The 17427-nt window shown below is 60.0% G+C and carries 19 protein-coding genes; 10 read left to right on the top strand and 9 right to left on the bottom strand.

The window, feature by feature from the left end; genetic code table 11:
* Nucleotides 1–42: 42 nt before the first annotated feature.
* A complete protein-coding gene (ispG, locus tag DTW90_RS13645; RefSeq protein ID WP_132522337.1) occupies nucleotides 43–1296 on the top strand; it encodes a flavodoxin-dependent (E)-4-hydroxy-3-methylbut-2-enyl-diphosphate synthase in 1254 nt (417 codons plus the stop codon).
* 143 nt (nucleotides 1297–1439) lie between these two features.
* Here the strand turns inward: ispG and DTW90_RS13640 are convergent, their stop codons facing one another.
* The 5 genes from DTW90_RS13640 to DTW90_RS13620 form a co-directional block, all read right to left on the bottom strand.
* Nucleotides 1440–2078 carry a LysE family translocator gene (locus DTW90_RS13640; RefSeq protein WP_149338946.1) on the bottom strand — a complete coding sequence of 213 codons (639 nt, stop codon included), beginning with the start codon at nucleotides 2076–2078 and terminating at the stop codon, nucleotides 1440–1442.
* Nucleotides 2079–2211: 133 nt separating this feature from the next.
* Nucleotides 2212–2613 carry a DUF1398 family protein gene (locus DTW90_RS13635; RefSeq protein WP_149338945.1) on the bottom strand — a complete coding sequence of 134 codons (402 nt, stop codon included), beginning with the start codon at nucleotides 2611–2613 and terminating at the stop codon, nucleotides 2212–2214.
* A 25-nt stretch (nucleotides 2614–2638) separates the two neighbouring features.
* Nucleotides 2639–3100, bottom strand: coding sequence for a MarR family transcriptional regulator (locus tag DTW90_RS13630; protein WP_149338943.1), 462 nt, complete (start codon nucleotides 3098–3100; stop codon nucleotides 2639–2641).
* Between the two features lie 119 nt (nucleotides 3101–3219).
* Nucleotides 3220–4278, bottom strand: a complete 1059-nt coding sequence (gene hisC / locus DTW90_RS13625; protein WP_149338941.1) for a histidinol-phosphate transaminase — start codon at nucleotides 4276–4278, stop codon at nucleotides 3220–3222.
* A 4-nt stretch (nucleotides 4279–4282) separates the two neighbouring features.
* On the bottom strand, nucleotides 4283–5197 hold the full coding sequence (locus DTW90_RS13620; RefSeq protein WP_149338939.1) for a polyprenyl synthetase family protein: 915 nt from the start codon (nucleotides 5195–5197) through the stop codon (nucleotides 4283–4285).
* 137 nt (nucleotides 5198–5334) lie between these two features.
* On the opposite strand from DTW90_RS13620, the gene mtgA reads away from it, so the two are divergent.
* The 5 genes from mtgA to DTW90_RS13595 all read left to right on the top strand — a co-directional run bounded on the left by mtgA (nucleotide 5335) and on the right by DTW90_RS13595 (nucleotide 8450).
* The gene (mtgA, locus tag DTW90_RS13615) at nucleotides 5335–6081 is read left to right on the top strand and encodes a monofunctional biosynthetic peptidoglycan transglycosylase (protein ID WP_149338937.1); all 747 of its coding nucleotides are present in this window, start codon (nucleotides 5335–5337) and stop codon (nucleotides 6079–6081) included.
* 99 nt (nucleotides 6082–6180) lie between these two features.
* Nucleotides 6181–6903 carry a DUF1868 domain-containing protein gene (locus DTW90_RS13610; RefSeq protein ID WP_149338935.1) on the top strand — a complete coding sequence of 241 codons (723 nt, stop codon included), beginning with the start codon at nucleotides 6181–6183 and terminating at the stop codon, nucleotides 6901–6903.
* 12 nt (nucleotides 6904–6915) lie between these two features.
* Nucleotides 6916–7563 carry a glutathione S-transferase family protein gene (locus DTW90_RS13605; RefSeq protein WP_149338933.1) on the top strand — a complete coding sequence of 216 codons (648 nt, stop codon included), beginning with the start codon at nucleotides 6916–6918 and terminating at the stop codon, nucleotides 7561–7563.
* Nucleotides 7564–7720: 157 nt separating this feature from the next.
* Nucleotides 7721–7906, top strand: coding sequence for a 50S ribosomal protein L32 (rpmF, locus tag DTW90_RS13600; protein WP_006724402.1), 186 nt, complete (start codon nucleotides 7721–7723; stop codon nucleotides 7904–7906).
* Nucleotides 7907–8045: 139 nt separating this feature from the next.
* Nucleotides 8046–8450, top strand: coding sequence for a hypothetical protein (locus DTW90_RS13595; protein ID WP_149338931.1), 405 nt, complete (start codon nucleotides 8046–8048; stop codon nucleotides 8448–8450).
* Nucleotides 8451–8495: 45 nt separating this feature from the next.
* Here the strand turns inward: DTW90_RS13595 and phaR are convergent, their stop codons facing one another.
* Entirely contained in the window at nucleotides 8496–9068 is a 573-nt protein-coding gene (gene phaR, locus DTW90_RS13590; protein WP_132522317.1) for a polyhydroxyalkanoate synthesis repressor PhaR, read from the bottom strand.
* A gap of 235 nt (nucleotides 9069–9303) precedes the next feature.
* Between phaR and DTW90_RS13585 the strand changes: the two genes are divergently transcribed.
* A complete protein-coding gene (locus DTW90_RS13585) occupies nucleotides 9304–10485 on the top strand; it encodes an acetyl-CoA C-acetyltransferase (protein WP_132522315.1) in 1182 nt (393 codons plus the stop codon).
* A 73-nt stretch (nucleotides 10486–10558) separates the two neighbouring features.
* Nucleotides 10559–11284: a beta-ketoacyl-ACP reductase gene (locus DTW90_RS13580; RefSeq protein ID WP_149338929.1), complete on the top strand. Its 726-nt coding sequence runs from the start codon at nucleotides 10559–10561 to the stop codon at nucleotides 11282–11284.
* 399 nt (nucleotides 11285–11683) lie between these two features.
* On the opposite strand, the gene DTW90_RS37120 is transcribed toward DTW90_RS13580, so the two are convergent.
* The 3 genes from DTW90_RS37120 to DTW90_RS13570 all read right to left on the bottom strand — a co-directional run bounded on the left by DTW90_RS37120 (nucleotide 11684) and on the right by DTW90_RS13570 (nucleotide 12518).
* Complete coding sequence (locus DTW90_RS37120) at nucleotides 11684–11845, bottom strand: hypothetical protein (RefSeq protein WP_188079941.1); 162 nt, start codon at nucleotides 11843–11845, stop codon at nucleotides 11684–11686.
* Between the two features lie 233 nt (nucleotides 11846–12078).
* On the bottom strand, nucleotides 12079–12330 hold the full coding sequence (locus DTW90_RS13575; RefSeq protein WP_132522311.1) for a YMGG-like glycine zipper-containing protein: 252 nt from the start codon (nucleotides 12328–12330) through the stop codon (nucleotides 12079–12081).
* Between the two features lie 32 nt (nucleotides 12331–12362).
* Entirely contained in the window at nucleotides 12363–12518 is a 156-nt protein-coding gene (locus DTW90_RS13570) for a DUF3309 family protein (RefSeq protein ID WP_132522309.1), read from the bottom strand.
* Nucleotides 12519–13729: 1211 nt separating this feature from the next.
* Between DTW90_RS13570 and DTW90_RS13565 the strand changes: the two genes are divergently transcribed.
* Together DTW90_RS13565 and DTW90_RS13560 are read left to right on the top strand one after the other, a co-directional pair.
* Entirely contained in the window at nucleotides 13730–16915 is a 3186-nt protein-coding gene (locus tag DTW90_RS13565) for a helicase-related protein (protein ID WP_149338927.1), read from the top strand.
* A 2-nt stretch (nucleotides 16916–16917) separates the two neighbouring features.
* Nucleotides 16918–17322, top strand: coding sequence for an RNA-binding S4 domain-containing protein (locus DTW90_RS13560; RefSeq protein ID WP_132522305.1), 405 nt, complete (start codon nucleotides 16918–16920; stop codon nucleotides 17320–17322).
* The last annotated feature ends 105 nt before the right edge of the window (nucleotides 17323–17427 follow it).

Here is a 17427-nt window from a genome sequence, read left to right as displayed (position 1 = left end):
CTGAAAGGCACCGAATTTCCGAGGCTAGGCCAGAGAGTTTCCATGTCCTCAGCGACCGATTTTGATCCCAAGCCCCGCCGTTCCTCCGTCGCCGTCGATGTCGGCGGCGTCATCGTGGGTGGTGGCGCGCCCGTCGTCGTGCAGTCGATGACCAACACCGATACGGCTGATATCGACGCGACCGTTGCCCAGGTGGCCGCCCTGTTCAAGGCAGGGTCGGAACTGGTGCGCATCACCGTCGATCGCGACGAAAGTGCTGCAGCCGTGCCGAAGATCCGCGAGCGCCTGTTGCGCCTCGGTATGGACGTGCCGCTGGTCGGCGATTTCCACTATATCGGCCACAAGCTGCTTGCGGATCATCCAGCCTGCGCCGAGGCGCTGGCGAAATACCGCATCAATCCCGGCAATGTCGGCTTCAAGGACAAGAAGGACAAGCAGTTCGCCGAGATCGTCGAAATGGCGATCCGATACGACAAGCCTGTCCGCATCGGCGTCAACTGGGGGTCGCTCGACCAGGATCTGCTGACTGCGCTGATGGACCAGAACAAGGCCAATGGTTTCCCGCTCTCGGCCCGGCAGGTGACGCGCGAGGCGATCGTGCAGTCGGCGCTGATCTCGGCCAATCTGGCGGAAGAAATCGGCCTGCCGCGCAATCGGATCATCCTGTCGGCCAAGGTCAGCCAGGTGCAGGACCTGATCGCCGTCTATTCCATGCTGTCGGAGCGTTCCGACCATGCACTGCATCTCGGTCTCACCGAGGCCGGTATGGGCACCAAGGGCATCGTCGCCTCGTCGGCTGCCATGGGCTATGTGCTGCAGCATGGCATCGGCGATACGATCCGCGTCTCACTGACGCCGGAGCCGAATGGCGACCGCACCCGCGAAGTGCAGGTGGCACAGGAGCTGCTGCAGGTCATGGGCTTCCGCCAGTTCATCCCCGTCGTCGCCGCCTGTCCGGGCTGCGGTCGCACCACCTCCACGGTCTTCCAGGAGCTGGCGCAGAACATCCAGAACGACATCCGCAAGAACATGCCGGTCTGGCGTGAGAAATATCCTGGAGTCGAGGCGCTGAACGTCGCGGTCATGGGCTGCATCGTCAACGGTCCGGGCGAAAGCAAGCATGCCGATATCGGTATCTCGCTGCCGGGCACCGGCGAAACGCCGGCGGCCCCCGTCTTCATCGACGGTCAGAAGGCGATGACACTGCGCGGACCGAATATCGCCTCGGATTTCGAGGCGCTGGTCGCGGATTATATCGAGAAGCGTTTCGGCCAGAAGAGCGCGGCTGCCGAATAAACGGCCGCTGCGACTGTCCCGGTTTCACGTGAATCCGGTTCTTAGAGCGTTTCCGCTTTTCTTCGAACCGCAAAAGCGCGCTATCTGTTTGGTTTTTCGCAATTCCAAACGCGAAACCGCTGCGCACTTTTGCTGGAATTGCTCTAGATCTGGCTCGTCAGCAGCTTGACGCCGGCAAAGCCGTAGAAGGCGGCCATGGCGCCTTCGATCCAGCGGCGCATTCCCCTGTAGATATTGACGGCGTGCTGGGTCGAGAACAGCACGGCGTAGCCCATGAAAACGAGGAAGCCCGTCGTCGTGCAGATGCCGATGATGAGCACGGCGACTGAGGCGGGCGCGCCCTGCGGCATGCCGAGCGCGATGATGGCGAGCCAGGCGAAGATCGCTTTCGGGTTGGTGACGTGGATGCCGTAGCCGCGCAGCACGAGCGACTTGAAGGTCGGGGCCTTCACCGTCTTTGCCGTCGGGAGATCATGATCCGAACGGACGGCGCGGAAAGCCTTGTAGGCCAGATAGAGCAGGTAGAAGCCGCCGAAGACTTTCAATATTTCCAGTGCGATGGCGTAGGTGTGGAGCAGCGTCGCCAGGCCAAGCGCGGCGGCGCAGGCCCAGGTGAGCGACCCCGCGAAGATGCCGAGCGAAATCGTCATGCCGGCCTTGCGCCCCTGCACCATCGAGGTCGAGACGATTGCCATGATCGCCGGGCCGGGGCTGACGACGGCGATGATATAGGCGATATAGGCGGGAAGAATTTGCGGCAGATAGGCGAGCGCCTCATGCATGGCATGCTCCGGACGGAATGTCGGTCAAAGGAGCGATCGCCGCGCTGACGACCGCCGAGATGGCGAAATTGTCACAATTTCGCCTCGCCGTCATCTGCCTTGCCCGATATTTCCGCCAAGGCGCGGAAATCAGTCAGTTGGCGCCGGGAAACGGCTCGACATGGGCTTCGCCCGTCCGCCCCAGATAGACTACACGGCGACCGCTGAGAGAGACGATGTAGTTGACACAGCCGGCGGCCATGATCTGCCGGCAGAATTCGTGATAGGTGATCTTTTTCGCCTGGATGGCCCGGATGGCCGCCTCGACACCTGCGGGATCGAATTCATTAGCCGGCTTGATGTCGATAGGGCGTGCTGCGACCGTGATATTGTCGCCGTCGGGCATATAGTAGATTTTCTCCGAGCGGGTGAGGTCGGCATAGTAGCGCTCTACACCCGCCTTCATCAGCGTCCCCACCACTTCCGGAAAGCTCATCCGGCTTTCGTCCGAGGCATGCGTGCATTCGGTTGCGATATCCTGCAACTGGCTGTTCATATCCGTCTTCCCTTGGCTTGGGTGTTCATTCAACCGGGACTGCCGACAGGCCGCGCCGGCGGACGATGTCCTTCATGACGCGGGTGACCAGCTCGCGCTCGTCCGGCGCAAGGTGATCGAAGAATTCAGCGTCGTTTTCATCCGCCAGCCTCGCGATTTCAGGCACCAGCGCGCTGCCGGCTTGTGTCAGAGAGAGGCTCTGGAAGCGGCGGTCTTCGTCGCTGAGGCTCTTTGTGATCAATGACTTGGCGATCAGCCGGTCCGCCAGCTTCGAGATCGCGCCGCGGGTCATGCCGAGTTCGTCGGCAAGCGCGCTGGGGATCGTTCCTTCGCGCCCATAGAGCTGACGGAGCATCACCCATTCCGCGACCGTCACGCCCTTGCCTTCGACCTTGCGGCTGAAGGCGTGCGAGACATGGTTCGAGACGTAACGCAGCCAATAACCAAGATGCGTTTCGAGATCGGAGAGTTCTGCGTGGTTCGCCATGGCATCCTCATCGGTTGACTAGGAAACTAATTCGTTATAGTTTCCTAGTCAACTGATTTGAGCGCAATGGGTTCTTCCAAGGAAAGTTTATAAATTGCTGGCAGATCCGATGCGCGGCGCTAGCCGCAAATCTCATCCAGGGCGGCAATCAGCCGGTCGCATTCCGCCGGCGTTCCGATCGTAATGCGCAGGAAGTCGGAAATGCGCGGCTTGGCGAAGTGCCGCACCAGCACGGCGCGTTCGCGCAGGCCTTTGGCGAGATCGGCGCCATCATGGCGGGGATGGCGGGCGAAGACAAAGTTTGCCTGCGACGGCAGCACGTCGAAACCGCGGCTGCGCAGGGCCTGCGTCAGGTGCTCCCGCGTCTGCATGATTTTTTGCCGTGTCTCGTCGAACCAGACGGCATCCTCGATTGCGGCTGCTGCGCCGGCCTGAGCAACGCGGTCGAGCGGATAAGAATTGAAGCTGTCCTTCACCCGTTCCAGCGCGTCGATGAGAGGCCGCTGGCCGATCGCATAGCCGACCCGCATGCCGGCGAGCGAACGCGATTTCGACAGCGTATGGATGACGAGCAGGTTGTCATAGCGACGCGTCAGCGGGGCCGCGCTCTCGCCGCCAAAGTCGATATAGGCCTCGTCGATGACGACCGGCTGGTCGGGGTGCTCTTGGAGGAGCGTTTCGATCGCCGAAAGCGGCAGGCCGATCCCCGTCGGCGCATTCGGGTTCGGCAGGATGATTGCGCCGCAAGGCCCGTTGTAATCGGCAATGTCGATCGAGAAATCCTGCGTCAACGGCACCTGTGTCGCCTCGATGCCGAATAGGGCGCAATAGGTCGGATAGAAGCTGTAGGTAATGTCAGGGAAGAGCAGCGGCAGGTCGTGCTTCAGGAGTGCCACGAACGTATGCGCCAGCACCTCATCGGAACCGTTGCCGACAAAGACTTCGTCTGCGTCCACCCCATAGGTCCGGGCGATCATCTGCCTGAGAGTAAGCGCGCTCGGATCAGGATAGAGCCTCAGGCTGTCTGCCGTGGCGGCCTGTATTGCCAGGATCGCCTTCGGCGAGGGGCCGTAGGGGTTTTCGTTGGTGTTGAGCTTGACTAGGTTCTCGATCCGCGGCTGTTCGCCGGCGACATAGGGCTTCAGGGTCGAGACGACGGGCGACCAGAACCGGCTCATGCGATCAATTCCTGCGGTTTGCGACGAAGCGCGCGGTGTCGATCAGAACGGCCGCCTTTTCGCCGTAGGGTGCCAGCAGCGCGCCGGCCTCGTCGATCAGTTGGGCGAGCCTGGATTCGGCCCATTCCTGGCCATGCAGCGCGACCAGCGTGCCCTTGCCATGGGCGGCATCCTTGCCTGTCGCCTTGCCCATCGTCGCCGCATCGGCGGTGATATCCAGGAGGTCGTCGGCGATCTGGAAGGCGAGGCCGATCTTCTCGCCGAACTGGCGGAGCCGCAAACGGTCTTCTGCCGTGGCGCCGGCAATGATCGCACCGGCTTCGCAGGCAAAGCGGATGAGGGCGCCCGTCTTCATCGACTGGAGGGTGAGGATGCCCTGCTCGTCAGGCGTCTTCTTTTCCGCAGCGAGGTCGAGCGCCTGGCCGCCGGCCATGCCGCCGATGCCGGCGGCGCGCGACAGCGCCAGCACGAGATCGACCTTGCGGTCCGCCGCAATATCGGTTTCGGGCGCAGCAATGATGTCGAAGGCGTAGGTCAGCAGGCTGTCGCCGGCGAGAATGGCCGAAGCTTCGTCGAAGGCAATGTGGACGGTGGGCTGGCCGCGCCTGAGGTCATCGTCGTCCATGGCGGGCAGGTCGTCATGGACCAGCGAATAACAGTGGACGCATTCCAGCGCGCCACCAATGCGCAGGGCCGCTTCGTGGTTGCCGCCGAGGAGGGCGGCGCTTTCGATCACGAGAAAGGGTCTCAGGCGCTTTCCGCCGTTCAGGACGCCGTGCCGCATCGCAGCAAGGAGATTTGCGGGTCGGACAACCTCGCTCTCCTGGCAGGAATCGGCAAGGAGACGGCCGAGCAAAGCCTCGACCTCTGTGGCATTCTCTTTGAGACGGTTTTCGAACGAAATGGTCTTGCTATCCATGGGGCGCTGTTTGGCATGGGCACCGGCGGCTGGCAATGGGATTGTCAGGCAGCGGTACGGGAATCTTGCCGCACTCTGGTCATCCCCCGATGTAGACGGTATGACAGCCCTGGTGGACAAAGCGCGGGCTTGGGGACTTGGACATATCGACGGAGAATGAAGAGGAAGTCGAGGTGCCGTCTCGCCGCAGCAGGCTGGGCTGGTTCCGGCGTCGAGCGATCCTCCGGCGCATTGCTTTTGCGATCGCAGCACTTCTTGTCCTGCCCTATCTGCTCATTCCCTTCTATGCCCTGCCTTTCATTCACCCCATCTCGACATTGATGCTTCGCGACCTCGTGACCTTTCGCGGCTACGACCGCCATTGGGTGTCGCTCGACCAGATTGCGCCGGTCTTGGTGAAATCGGTCATGGTGTCGGAAGACGGCCAGTTCTGCTTCCATGGGGGCGTTGACTGGGGCGAGATGGGCATGCTCGTCAAGGAGACCCTCGGCGGGGAATCGACGCGCGGCGGCAGCACGATCCCGATGCAGACGTCGAAGAACCTGTTCCTGTGGAACGGCCGCTCCTTCGTGCGCAAGGCGCTGGAACTGCCGCTTGCCGTCACGTCCTCCTTCGTCTGGTCGAAGCGGCGGATGATGGAGCTCTATCTCAACATTGCCGAATGGGGGCCGGGGATCTACGGGATCGAGGCGGCGGCGCGCTATCATTTCAAGATACCGGCGTCGAAGCTTTCGGCGCGGCAGGCAGCCCTTCTGGCGGTCTCGCTGCCCAACCCGATCGATCGCAACGCCAGCAAGCCCGGACCGGGGCTGCGGCAGCTCGCCTCGCTGATCCAGCGGCGGGCGGCCAATTCCGGCGACTACATCAAGTGCCTTTATAACTGATATCAGAACTTCTCGTTCGATATGCCTGGTGTCATCTGGCATTCTTGCTTGTGACGTAAGGGCGGATGATCTGCCAACCAACCATTGGAATCATCCGCGATGAGCCTCGCTTCCTTTTCTCCGGAATTGTTGACCTGTTCCAAGACCCATAATCCAGCGCCGCCGCAACATCTGGGAACGCGCTACCGTAAGGTCGGGGGCTTCCTGCCGGAGCCCGGCAACACCATCATCTGCCATGTCACGAAGGAATCTGAGACGCAGGAGGTGCTGATCCAGGCGCGCGAGAAATTCCTCTCCATGCCGGAAGCGCCGCAATTCCTGTTCACGCCGATCACCAGCCTGCACATGACGCTTTTCCAGGGTATCATCGAATATCGCCGCAAGCCCGGTTTTTGGCCAGCCGATCTTGCGCTCGACACGCCGATCGAGGACATAACCGAGATCATGGCCGAGCGTCTTGAAGGCTTTTCGGTATTCGAACCCTTCAATGTGGCAGTCACCAAGGCGCGGCCCGCCGGCCTCCTGGTCGAAGGCGCGACGGTGCATGACCGGAAGGTGATGCGTGACTGGCGCAATGCGTTTGCGGAACTGCTCGGCTATCGCCATCCCGACCATGAGGAATATCCGTTCCACATCACGTTCTCCTATGTGATCGATCGGCTGGAAGACGAGGCTCTGCCGCGCTGGCAGGCAATGCTTGACGAGGTGGCTGCCGATATCCGCGAGCAGATGCCGGTCCTCGAGCTCGACCCGCCGGCCTTCTGCTACTTCGAGGACATGAACCATTTCAGCGAATTGCTTATCTTCGACTTCGAGGCCTGACAGGACAATGCAATGGACAAACTGACCCTCTACATCGGCAACAAGAACTATTCGTCATGGTCGTTTCGGCCATGGCTGGCGATGGAGGGGTGCGGTGTTCCCTTCGACGACGTGGTCATCCCCTTCGACTTTCCGGCCGGCAATCCGCGTTTTCGCGATATTTCGCCGACCGGGCGGGTGCCGGTCTTGCATCACGGCGACTTCCGCGTCTGGGAGTCGCTGGCGATCATAGAATATATCGCCGAGCTTTTCCCTGATGCGGGGATATGGCCGGAAGATCCCAGGGCGCGGGCGCAGGCGCGCGCCATCTCATGCGAAATGGTGTCCGGCTTCCGGGCGCTTCGCAATGCATGCCCGATGAATATCCGCCGGGCGAAGGGAAAAATCGATCTGCCCGATGGAGTGATGGCTGACGTCGTCCGGATCGAGACGATCTGGCGCGAGACGCGGGAACGTTCCGGCGGGCCATTCCTTTTAGGCGCCTTCAGTGCGGCCGACGCCATGTATGCGCCTGTAGTCAACCGGTTCGAAATCTACGATCTGGTGAGCTCCGCCGATACGCTGAGCTACATGGCTGCGATGAAGGCGCATCCCGCCTGGCAGAAGTGGCAGACGGCGGCGCTGGCCGAAACCTGGATCGTGCCCGAGGACGAAGCCTGAGCCTAGGAATCATCCCCGTCACAAAAAATATAGATGGGGACTGGTCAAGGGGCTGATTGGCATGTATAAGCGCGCCAAATTTCCGATATCGATGCATGTCGTTTCGGCCGCCTAGCTGGCCGATAGCATGCCTTGTCCGCAAAGTGGAGTAACGAAAATGGCTGTACCGAAGAGAAAAACGAGCCCGTCCAAGCGCGGTATGCGCCGTTCGGCTGACGCCCTGAAGGCATCGACCTACGTCGAAGACAAGAATTCCGGCGAACTGCGCCGCCCGCACCACATCGACCTGAAGACGGGCATGTATCGCGGTCGCCAGGTTCTGACGCCGAAGGAAAGCGCATAATTCTTGGCGCTTCCAAGAGTTTGAGCATATAGGCCGGCTCACTGCCGGCCTTTTGCGTTTGGAGGCATGCGTTCAAAGTACGTTGAATTATTTCGGCTATGACTTACCTAGGTCATTCCTACCAGGAGACATGCCGACGATGCTTGCTGCCTTTCCGCTGCTGATCATTCCCTTCATTCTTTATAACATCGCAATGGTCGGTCCGATGGCCGGGGGCGTTGATGCGCTCAACGACACCGTCATCTCGCTTTCGATGCTGTCGGGCGCAACATGGACGCTGTCGCTCGGCGACCTCTTCATCGTCATTGCGCTGGCGTTGCTGTTTTTCGAGATATTGAAGGCGACCCGCAACGGTTCGGGTTCGCTGATCAATCACATGCTTTCGATGCTGGTCTTCATCGCCTTCCTGGTGGAATTTCTTCTCATCCAGAAAGCCGCGACGCAGACTTTCTTCATCCTCATGACCGTGGCATTTCTCGACGTCATCGGCGGCTTCACGATCTCGATCCGCACGGCAGGGCGGGATGTCTCGATCGGGCTTTAGGCGGTAACCGCGACTGATGTCGCGGTTACTGGTCGGCCGAGAATTTCAGAGGCTGTCGAGCTTGGTCTGGAGCGCGCGAAGCTGCTCCTTCAGTTCGTCTATGTCTTTGGCTTCGGCCTTGCGGCTCTCCTTGACCGGAGGCTTCATGAAGGGCGAAAACATCTGCATGGCCTGCTGGAACATCTCGGTGTTGCGGCGGACCTGCTCTTCGACCATCTGTATCGGTAGTTGCAAATTCTTGCCGAGCGGCGTCTCTCCAAAAGCGCGATTGATTTGCTCGCGCATCTGAACCTGCTGCTCGGTGAAAGCCTTCATGGAGTGTTCCAAGAAGCTCGGCACGACCATTTGCATCTGGTCGCCATAGTAGCCGATCAACTGCCGAAGGAACGAGATCGGCAGCAATGTATTTCCGGTCTTCGATTCCTGCTCGAAAATGATCTGCGTCAGGACCGAATGGGTTATATCCTCGCCACTCTTTGCGTCCTGGACGGTAAATTCCTCCCCCTTCTTCACCATTTCTGCAAGGTCATCCAGCGTTACATAAGTGCTGGTGCCGGTATTGTAGAGGCGGCGATTGGCATACTTCTTGATTACAATCTGGCCCTCATTTTTCGCCATTATCAGTCTCCTAACCCCGTCTGATTATATGGATTCTCCTCCACTCGTGAGTGTAGACGCAAAGGAAGGCTGGTGACAATCGCTTTGTGCGATGCGGCAAACCCTTTTGAAGAATTGGGTTTTTGCCGGTTATGACGACAGGATGAAATCGACGCGACTGGAATTCTTGTCGTTTGACTTGCGCGGCAAGCTTTGTCAGTTTCGTCTCATATGACCAGCAAATGAGGAGGCTTCCATGAGCAATCCATCCATCGTCGTTGCAAGCGCTGCGCGCACCGCCGTCGGTTCCTTTAACGGCGCATTCGCAGCCGTCCCGGCCCATGAACTCGGGGCTGCGGCGATCAAAGGGGCGCTGGAGCGCGCCGGCGTGGACGCCAAGGAAGTTGACGAGGTCATTCTCGGCCAGGTCCTGCAGGCGGGCGAAGGCCAGAACCCCGCTCGCCAGGCGGCGATGAAGGCCGGACTGCCGCAAGAGGCGACCGCATGGAGCGTCAACCAGCTCTGCGGTTCGGGCCTGCGCGCCGTTGCACTCGGCATGCAGCAGATCGCAACCGGCGATGCCAAGATCATCGTTGCCGGCGGCCAGGAATCCATGTCCATGGCGCCCCACGCCGCCCATCTGCGGGCCGGCACCAAGATGGGCGACATGAAGATGATCGACACCATGATCAAGGATGGCCTGACGGATGCCTTCTACGGCTACCATATGGGCATCACCGCGGAAAATGTTGCCCGTCAGTGGCAGCTTACCCGCGAGGATCAGGACCGGTTCGCGGTTGCATCGCAAAACAAGGCTGAAGCCGCCCAGACCGCGGGCCGTTTCAAGGATGAGATCGTGCCTTTCGTGATCACCGGCCGCAAGGGCGACATCACGGTGGATGCCGACGAATATATCCGCCATGGCGCGACGCTCGACGCCATGACGAAGCTGCGTCCGGCCTTCGACAAGGACGGCACGGTGACTGCAGCCAATGCGTCCGGCATCAACGATGGTGCTGCCGCCGCACTTCTCATGACCGAGGCGGAAGCCTCGCGCCGGGGCATCCAGCCGTTGGCCCGCATCGTCTCCTGGGCAACTGCCGGCGTCGATCCGCAGATCATGGGAACAGGCCCCATCCCTGCATCGCGCAAGGCCCTGGAAAAGGCTGGCTGGTCGGCCGGCGATCTGGATCTGGTCGAGGCCAACGAGGCTTTTGCCGCGCAGGCATGTGCCGTCAACAAGGATCTCGGCTGGGATCCCTCAATCGTCAACGTCAATGGCGGCGCGATTGCCATCGGCCATCCGATCGGTGCGTCCGGGGCCCGCATCCTCAACACGCTGCTCTTCGAGATGAAGCGCCGCGGTGCCAAAAAAGGCCTCGCAACCCTCTGCATCGGTGGTGGTATGGGAGTCGCCATGTGTTTTGAAGCGCTTTAAATAGCCGGCAACCTATGCTTCAATAAGCATCATCAAATGCGCGCATGTGTTACAAAAGGCAAGGGGACGATACATGAGCAGAGTGGCTTTGGTTACGGGTGGCACCCGCGGTATCGGTGCCGCAATCTCGATGGCGCTGAAGAATGCGGGTTACAGGGTTGCGGCGACCTATGCCGGCAACGAGGAAAAGGCGCGTGCGTTCCACGAAGAGACCGGTATCGCCGTCTACAGATGGGACGTGACCGACTACGACGCCTGCGGCGCCGGCATCTCGAAGGTCGAGAATGACATCGGTCCGGTCGAAATCCTCGTCAACAATGCCGGCATCACGCGCGACGCCATGTTTCACAAGATGACGGCGCAGCAATGGCATGAGGTGGTGAGCACCAACCTGACCGGCCTTTTCAACATGACGCATCAGGTCTGGTCAGGCATGCGCGACCGGAACTTCGGCCGCGTGATCAACATCTCCTCGATCAACGGTCAGAAGGGACAGATGGGTCAGGCCAACTATTCCGCGGCCAAGGCCGGCGATATCGGCTTCACCAAGGCGCTTGCACAGGAAGGCGCGATAAGGAACATTACCGTCAACGCCATCTGCCCAGGCTATATCGGCACCGAAATGGTTCTGGCGGTTCCGGAAAAGGTCCTGAACGAGAAGATCATTCCGCAGATCCCCGTCGGGCGGCTTGGTCAGCCGGATGAAGTTGCGCGTTGCGTCGTGTTTCTTGCGGCCGATGATGCAGGTTTCATTACCGGCTCGACGATTACGGCCAATGGCGGACAGTTTTTCGTCTAGGGCGCAGTGGCGGCCGGATTTCTATTGTTGTTCTGCCGCCACCGGCCTTTGATTGGCTTCGCAGGGATTTCCTGTGTGTGCCCTGCACCGCGCGGCGTCTGTGCTTGGGATGCTTTTGGTTATGGTATCCCGGTCAACGCGGCAGTGTTTGGCGGCGTCGCGCTGCAAGTCGAAATCCGGTAGCCACGGAATTTCGAAACCAGTCGCAAAGCTGCTGGTGGCGAAGAGGCAAACGAAAACTGCACCCAGAACTATCCTGCTCATGGGCTGTCCTTAAACGGATCGCTGTTCGGCATCCCCTCTTCCAGGGGATGCGCGATCATAAGCCGATAGCAATATTCGGAAAAGAATTAGTGGGAAGTAGCCCGCGATGGGGCTATTGCCGGCTGGCGTCTTGGCTCAATACTCGCGGCGAGGGCGGCGCGATCTTGCTTCCACGGGTATCGGACGCAGGACCATGCTGCGCTCCCGCGCGTTGGCAACGACTGCCGCGAGGGCCGTTGCGGTGAATGCGGCGGCGATAAGAGCGACCACTGCGATGTTTGCGACTGTCTCGGCCATGATGCCGGTCCTTTCAACAAATTGACCCGATCTCTTGGAAATCGGCGCGGGCTTAATTGCTCGTGTTGCAACAAAGATGGTCATGGCAATGGTGGATGTGAAGACTTTACTGAATGACCAATTGTCAACGCAGTGTTGACGAGCGAGCATATCCGATCGCCAGAGACTGAAACGGGCGCACCGGTGCGCCCGCTCCACATTTCCATATTGGCGATAGCATGGCTGCTATGCGTTTAGCGGCAACGCGCTTCGTAGCGACGGCCATTGCGATCTCGGTAGATGCAATAGCCCTGACGCGAAGAATGTCCGATCAAATAGCCAACGGCGCCGCCTGCGACCGCGCCGATAGCAGCGCCGCCCCAGCTGTTGCTCACAGCACCGCCGATAATAGCGCCGGTACCGGCACCAATGGTCGTTCCGCGCTCTTCGGGCGTGCAGGACGCCAAGGTTCCAATCAACGCAACTGCAACAATAATTTTCTTCACGGTGCTTTACTCCCCATGTTGGATTTAACCAGTCAGATTCGACCCATTAGAACAAGAATGAGAATGATGACGACAACAAGCCCCAGTCCTCCGGAAGGACCATAGCCCCAACCGCTGCTATAACCCCAGTTCGGCAGCGCGCCGATCAGGAGAAGTATTAGAATCACAAGCAGTATCGTACCGAGCATGGTCCTGCTTCCTCTACTTTTCAATCGTCTATTCGTACGAGGACATAAACGGCCTTCGCGAAAAATTGTTCCGGCTAATGTTCGAGGAAATGTTGAAGACTCATGCCTTTTGCCGTTTCGACCTGCTGATCCTGCGGTTTTCTCCCTCTTTTTGAGAGTGTGCCGTCGCCCGGGCGGCAACGGCGACCCTGCGAAGTTGTTTCTATGGTTAAAAAATTCTTTAAATACAATAGCTTGCGCTGAACGAAACGGGAAAATTTCGATGTCAGCGATTCGTCGCCGATTCGTTCCTTGTTTGACCCGGCTCGCCGATATCGCCAACAAGGATGACCTCTTTAGGATTACTCCCTGGAGTGAGAGGGCTGGTCAATCACCGCAAAGTGGTAGGCAGCGGCTATAATTGGTTAAAGAGCACGCTATCTAGGAGTATTAGACCCGCCCAGCCCTCCCCCATATGGGTAGTTACCATCGCCGATAGGCCATATCTTGTGGTGAACGCAAAGGGAACATGCATGAATCAGCGATTCGTCGTCGATTCGTTCCGGTTTTGGTCAGAAAGTTAACGATCTCAATTTATGCGGGAAATCACAGCCGTGTTTGGATCGGTATCTGGCAAAGGTTAATCGCAATCACCGATTCAGCCCGATTCGCCGGCACAATTACGCCGAGTCATGTGGCCCGAAGCAGAAAACACACCAAATGTTGTGGTGAACAAACGGGGAATTGCCCGACGTCAGCGATTCGTCGCCGATTCGTTCAGGCTTTGGCCTGAGTGTTAATGCCGCGTCCCCTGGAGCTGATTTCCGAGAGATTTCATCGCGTTTACAAATGATTAAGGTGATTTGACCGGCACACGTCAGGATTTTGGCGAATCGCCGCTTGACTCATCGCGGGCATGCTCAGCCGGATTCAGGATTTTGTGCGAATCCGAATATTCCGATCCATATATTGTGGTGAACAAATCGGGAATGTTGAGGAGTCAGCGATTCGTCTCCGATTCGTTCCTAAGCTGTTCCCGCGTTTGATGGATTCCTTAGCGGCATAGGACGGGTGCACTTTAAAATTGTTGGTATTCCGTGGAAAATGCGATGTTTTCGCCAGGCTTTTTTCATTCAGGTCTTGCCTTTGTCACGTTGGATCGTCATCTGTTCTCCGCTTCACGGAGGAGCTTGTTGACCCGAGGGCAGCCGCGCCTCATCCTTGCAGGACACATGACCCTGACTTCGCAGCCCATGATCTTGAGTGGTCGCGGCGTGACCGCGGTGCTCGGACCGACCAACACCGGCAAAACCCATTATGCGATCGAGCGTATGGTGGCGCACGGCACGGGTGTTATCGGCCTGCCGCTGAGGCTTCTTGCCCGTGAAGTCTATACGCGTGTGGTCGAAAAGGTCGGCGCCCACAATGTCGCCCTTGTCACGGGCGAGGAAAAGATTTCTCCGCCGAACGCCCGCTTTTCCGTCTGCACCGTCGAGGCCATGCCTCGTGAGAGCAAGGCCTCCTTCGTCGCGATCGACGAGGTGCAGCTTGCCGGCGATCTCGAGCGCGGCCATATTTTTACCGACCGTATTCTGCATCTGCGCGGCCGGGACGAGACCCTGCTTCTCGGGGCGGCAACCATGCGGCCCATCCTCGAACATCTCCTGCCGGGCATCACCGTTGTCGAGCGACCCCGTCTCTCGCATCTCTTCTATGCCGGGCAGAAAAAGATCACGCGCCTGCCGCAACGATCGGCAATCGTCGCGTTCTCCGCCGATGAGGTATACGCGATCGCCGAACTTATCCGCAGACAGCGTGGCGGCGCGGCGGTTGTTCTGGGCGCTCTCAGCCCGCGGACCCGCAATGCGCAGGTGGCGCTCTATCAGGAGGGCGACGTCGAATATCTTGTCGCAACCGATGCTATCGGCATGGGTCTCAATCTCGACGTCGACCATGTAGCCTTTGCGCAGGATCGCAAGTTCGACGGTTATCAGTTCCGCAATCTCAATCCCGGCGAGCTTGGCCAAATCGCCGGCCGCGCCGGCCGACACCTGAAGGATGGCACCTTCGGGGTCACCGGCCATGTTGATCCGTTTGACGACGAGCTCGTTCGGCGGATAGAGGCGCATGAATTCGACAATGTCAAGGTGCTGCAGTGGCGTACCAAGGAGCTGGATTTCTCGACGATCGCCGCCTTGCGCCATAGCCTCGACGCTGCCCCGAAGGTTTCCGGCCTGACCCGCGCGCTTCCTGCCGTCGATCAGCAGGCGCTCGAGCATCTGTCGAGGTATCCGGAAATTATCGATCGCGCGAGCAGCCCTGCCCGCGTCGAAAAGTTGTGGGAGGCTTGCGCGCTGCCGGATTATCGCCGCATTGCGCCTGCTCAGCATGCCGATCTTATCGCAACCCTCTTTTCCGATCTCGTGCGCTATGGCACGGTGAAAGAGGATTTTCTTGCCGAACAAGTGCATCGCGCCGACCGAACGGATGGCGAGATTGACACTCTTTCGGCACGAATCGCGCAGATAAGGACATGGACCTATGTGTCGAATCGGCCCGGTTGGCTTGCCGATCCGACACACTGGCAAGAAAAGACACGGGAAATCGAAGATCGATTGTCCGATGCGTTACATGAACGGTTGACGAAACGCTTTGTTGATCGCAGGACATCTGTGCTCATGAAGCGCCTGAGAGAGAATGCAATGCTGGAAGCTGAAATCAGTGTGAATGGGGATGTCTTCGTAGAGGGGCATCATGTGGGACAGTTGGCTGGATTCCGGTTCACGCCGGTCTCAGGCGCCGAGGGGCCGGACGCCAAGGCTGTCCAGGCTGCTTCGCAGAAGGCGCTCGCGCTGGAGTTCGAGGCGCGCGCCGCGCGTCTTCATGCTGCCGGCAACAGCGATCTGGCGATCAGCGCCGATGGCCTCGTGCGCTGGCTTGGCGATCCCGTGGCGCGGCTTTCGGGCAGCGATCACATCATGCGTCCGCGCGTCCTGCTTCTGGCCGACGAACAGTTGACCGGCAATGCGCGTGATCACGTGGCTGCTCGTATCGAGCGCTTCGTCAACCATCATGTCAGCACTATCCTGAAGCCGCTCGACGATCTGTCGCGCGCCGAAGACCTGCAGGGCCTCGCAAAGGGGCTGGCTTTCCAACTGGTCGAGAACCTCGGCGTGCTGTTCCGCCGCGATGTGACCGAAGAGGTCAAGTCGCTCGATCAGGACGCGCGCGCCTCCATGCGCCGCTACGGCGTCCGTTTCGGCGCCTACCATATCTTCGTTCCGGCTCTGCTGAAGCCGGCTCCGGCCGAGCTCATCACGCTGCTCTGGGCGCTGAAGAACGACGGGCTCGACAAGCCGGGCTATGGCGACCTCATTCCGGTTCTCGCCGCTGGCCGCACGTCCGTCGTGACGGACCCGACCTATGAGCGTATGTTCTACAAGCTGGCCGGCTTCCGTTTCCTCGGCAAGCGCGCCGTGCGCATCGATATCCTGGAGCGGCTTGCGGATATCATCCGTCCGCTCCTGCAGTGGAAGCCGGGCCAGGCCTCGCGTCCTGACGGCGCCTATGACGGCCGCCGCTTCACCACGACCACGGCGATGCTTTCGATCCTTGGCGCGACGCTGGAGGACATGGAAGAAATTCTGAAGGGCCTCGGCTACCGCGCCGATGCCGTCAAGCCGGAAGAGGCTGCCGCGCATCTTTCTGCCCAGGACGCGTCCGCAGCCCCTGTGACGCCGGCTGTCGCCTCGACCGAGGAGCCAGCCGAAAAATCGGATGACGACGATGCCGACGCTGCTGGCGAAGAGCCGGCGCAGGAACAGGCAGCAGAAACCGTTTCTGCAGTACCGGCCGTCGAAGAGCCTGCCGCGGAGGAAGTTGCCGCGCCCATGGCTGTTGAAGCTTCAGCGGATCTGCCGGGCGCTGACGCGGTTTCCGCAGAGCCCGTCGAGCCGAAGCCGGTCTTGCTCTGGCGTCTCGGCGGTCGTGGCGATAACAACCAGCGCCAGGCTCGTGGACACGGCGACCGCCGTGGCCATCAGGGCCAAGGCCAGGGACAGGGTCAGCAGGAGCAGCGCCAGGGGCATAACGGCAACCGCCGCGGCGGCGAACGGAACGAGGCGGGCGGCCGCGAAAACCGGGAAGGCCGCGACAATCGCGGACCGCGCAGCAACGACAATCGCGAAGGCGGACGTCCTCAGCCGCATGGCAATCGCTCGGAGAGAAACGACCGCAACGAGCGCCAGGATCGCGGCGACCGCAAGGATCGCAATGACCGGAACGATCGCAACAACAATCGCAACGGTTCTTCGCAGCCCCTGCGCTTCGAAGCCAAGCCGCCGCGCAAGGAAAAGCCGATCGATCCGGATTCACCCTTCGCCAAGCTCGCTGCCCTGAAGGAGCAGATGAAGAAATAGCCATGACGGACGAAAGGCAGCCATCTTCCGGTTCGCGCCAGCGCATCGACAAGTGGCTGTTCTTTGCCCGAATGGTGAAGTCCCGCTCGCTTGCACAAGCCTGCGTCCAGGGCGGCCATGTGCGCATCAATGGCGAGCGGATCGTCCAGTCGAGCTACGGTGTCAAGGTTGGCGATCGCATCGAGCTTTCGCTCGAGCGTCGCGACATTGTCCTTATCGTGCGCCAGCCCGGCACGCGGCGCGGGCCCTTCGAGGAAGCCAAGCTGCTCTACGAGGACCTGACGCCGCCGCCCGATGAGGCAAAACGCCTCACGCCTTTCGAGCAGGCCTTGCGCGCGCCGGGCGCCGGACGCCCCACCAAACGGGAGCGGCGTGCCATCGATCGGCTGATGTCCGACGACGATTAGAAAAGTCTGTCGTGCCCGATCGGATTTCGGGATTGTTTGTCCTTGAAATTCGCCGACAAAGCCGATACCTCACGGGCAACCTGCTGACAATCTGCCGGCTGGCAT

The organism is Neorhizobium sp. P12A (assembly GCF_008365395.1).
Classification (GTDB): Bacteria; Pseudomonadota; Alphaproteobacteria; order Rhizobiales; family Rhizobiaceae; genus Rhizobium.
This window is presented reverse-complemented; position numbering and strand designations above follow the sequence as displayed.

What these genes read in the sequence shown, in the direction of transcription:
- DTW90_RS13565 (WP_149338927.1), top strand. Translation starts at nt 13,730, where the DNA reads ATGACCCTGACTTCGCAGCCCATGATCTTGAGTGGTCGCGGCGTGACC.
- DTW90_RS13630 (WP_149338943.1), bottom strand. Translation starts at nt 3,100, where the DNA reads ATGGCGAACCACGCAGAACTCTCCGATCTCGAAACGCATCTTGGTTAT.
- DTW90_RS13610 (WP_149338935.1), top strand. Translation starts at nt 6,181, where the DNA reads ATGAGCCTCGCTTCCTTTTCTCCGGAATTGTTGACCTGTTCCAAGACC.
- phaR (WP_132522317.1), bottom strand. Translation starts at nt 9,068, where the DNA reads ATGGCGAAAAATGAGGGCCAGATTGTAATCAAGAAGTATGCCAATCGC.
- DTW90_RS13640 (WP_149338946.1), bottom strand. Translation starts at nt 2,078, where the DNA reads ATGCATGAGGCGCTCGCCTATCTGCCGCAAATTCTTCCCGCCTATATC.
- DTW90_RS37120 (WP_188079941.1), bottom strand. Translation starts at nt 11,845, where the DNA reads ATGGCCGAGACAGTCGCAAACATCGCAGTGGTCGCTCTTATCGCCGCC.
- DTW90_RS13635 (WP_149338945.1), bottom strand. Translation starts at nt 2,613, where the DNA reads ATGAACAGCCAGTTGCAGGATATCGCAACCGAATGCACGCATGCCTCG.
- DTW90_RS13605 (WP_149338933.1), top strand. Translation starts at nt 6,916, where the DNA reads ATGGACAAACTGACCCTCTACATCGGCAACAAGAACTATTCGTCATGG.
- ispG (WP_132522337.1), top strand. Translation starts at nt 43, where the DNA reads ATGTCCTCAGCGACCGATTTTGATCCCAAGCCCCGCCGTTCCTCCGTC.
- rpmF (WP_006724402.1), top strand. Translation starts at nt 7,721, where the DNA reads ATGGCTGTACCGAAGAGAAAAACGAGCCCGTCCAAGCGCGGTATGCGC.
- DTW90_RS13570 (WP_132522309.1), bottom strand. Translation starts at nt 12,518, where the DNA reads ATGCTCGGTACGATACTGCTTGTGATTCTAATACTTCTCCTGATCGGC.
- hisC (WP_149338941.1), bottom strand. Translation starts at nt 4,278, where the DNA reads ATGAGCCGGTTCTGGTCGCCCGTCGTCTCGACCCTGAAGCCCTATGTC.
- DTW90_RS13580 (WP_149338929.1), top strand. Translation starts at nt 10,559, where the DNA reads ATGAGCAGAGTGGCTTTGGTTACGGGTGGCACCCGCGGTATCGGTGCC.
- DTW90_RS13585 (WP_132522315.1), top strand. Translation starts at nt 9,304, where the DNA reads ATGAGCAATCCATCCATCGTCGTTGCAAGCGCTGCGCGCACCGCCGTC.
- DTW90_RS13560 (WP_132522305.1), top strand. Translation starts at nt 16,918, where the DNA reads ATGACGGACGAAAGGCAGCCATCTTCCGGTTCGCGCCAGCGCATCGAC.
- DTW90_RS13595 (WP_149338931.1), top strand. Translation starts at nt 8,046, where the DNA reads ATGCTTGCTGCCTTTCCGCTGCTGATCATTCCCTTCATTCTTTATAAC.
- DTW90_RS13620 (WP_149338939.1), bottom strand. Translation starts at nt 5,197, where the DNA reads ATGGATAGCAAGACCATTTCGTTCGAAAACCGTCTCAAAGAGAATGCC.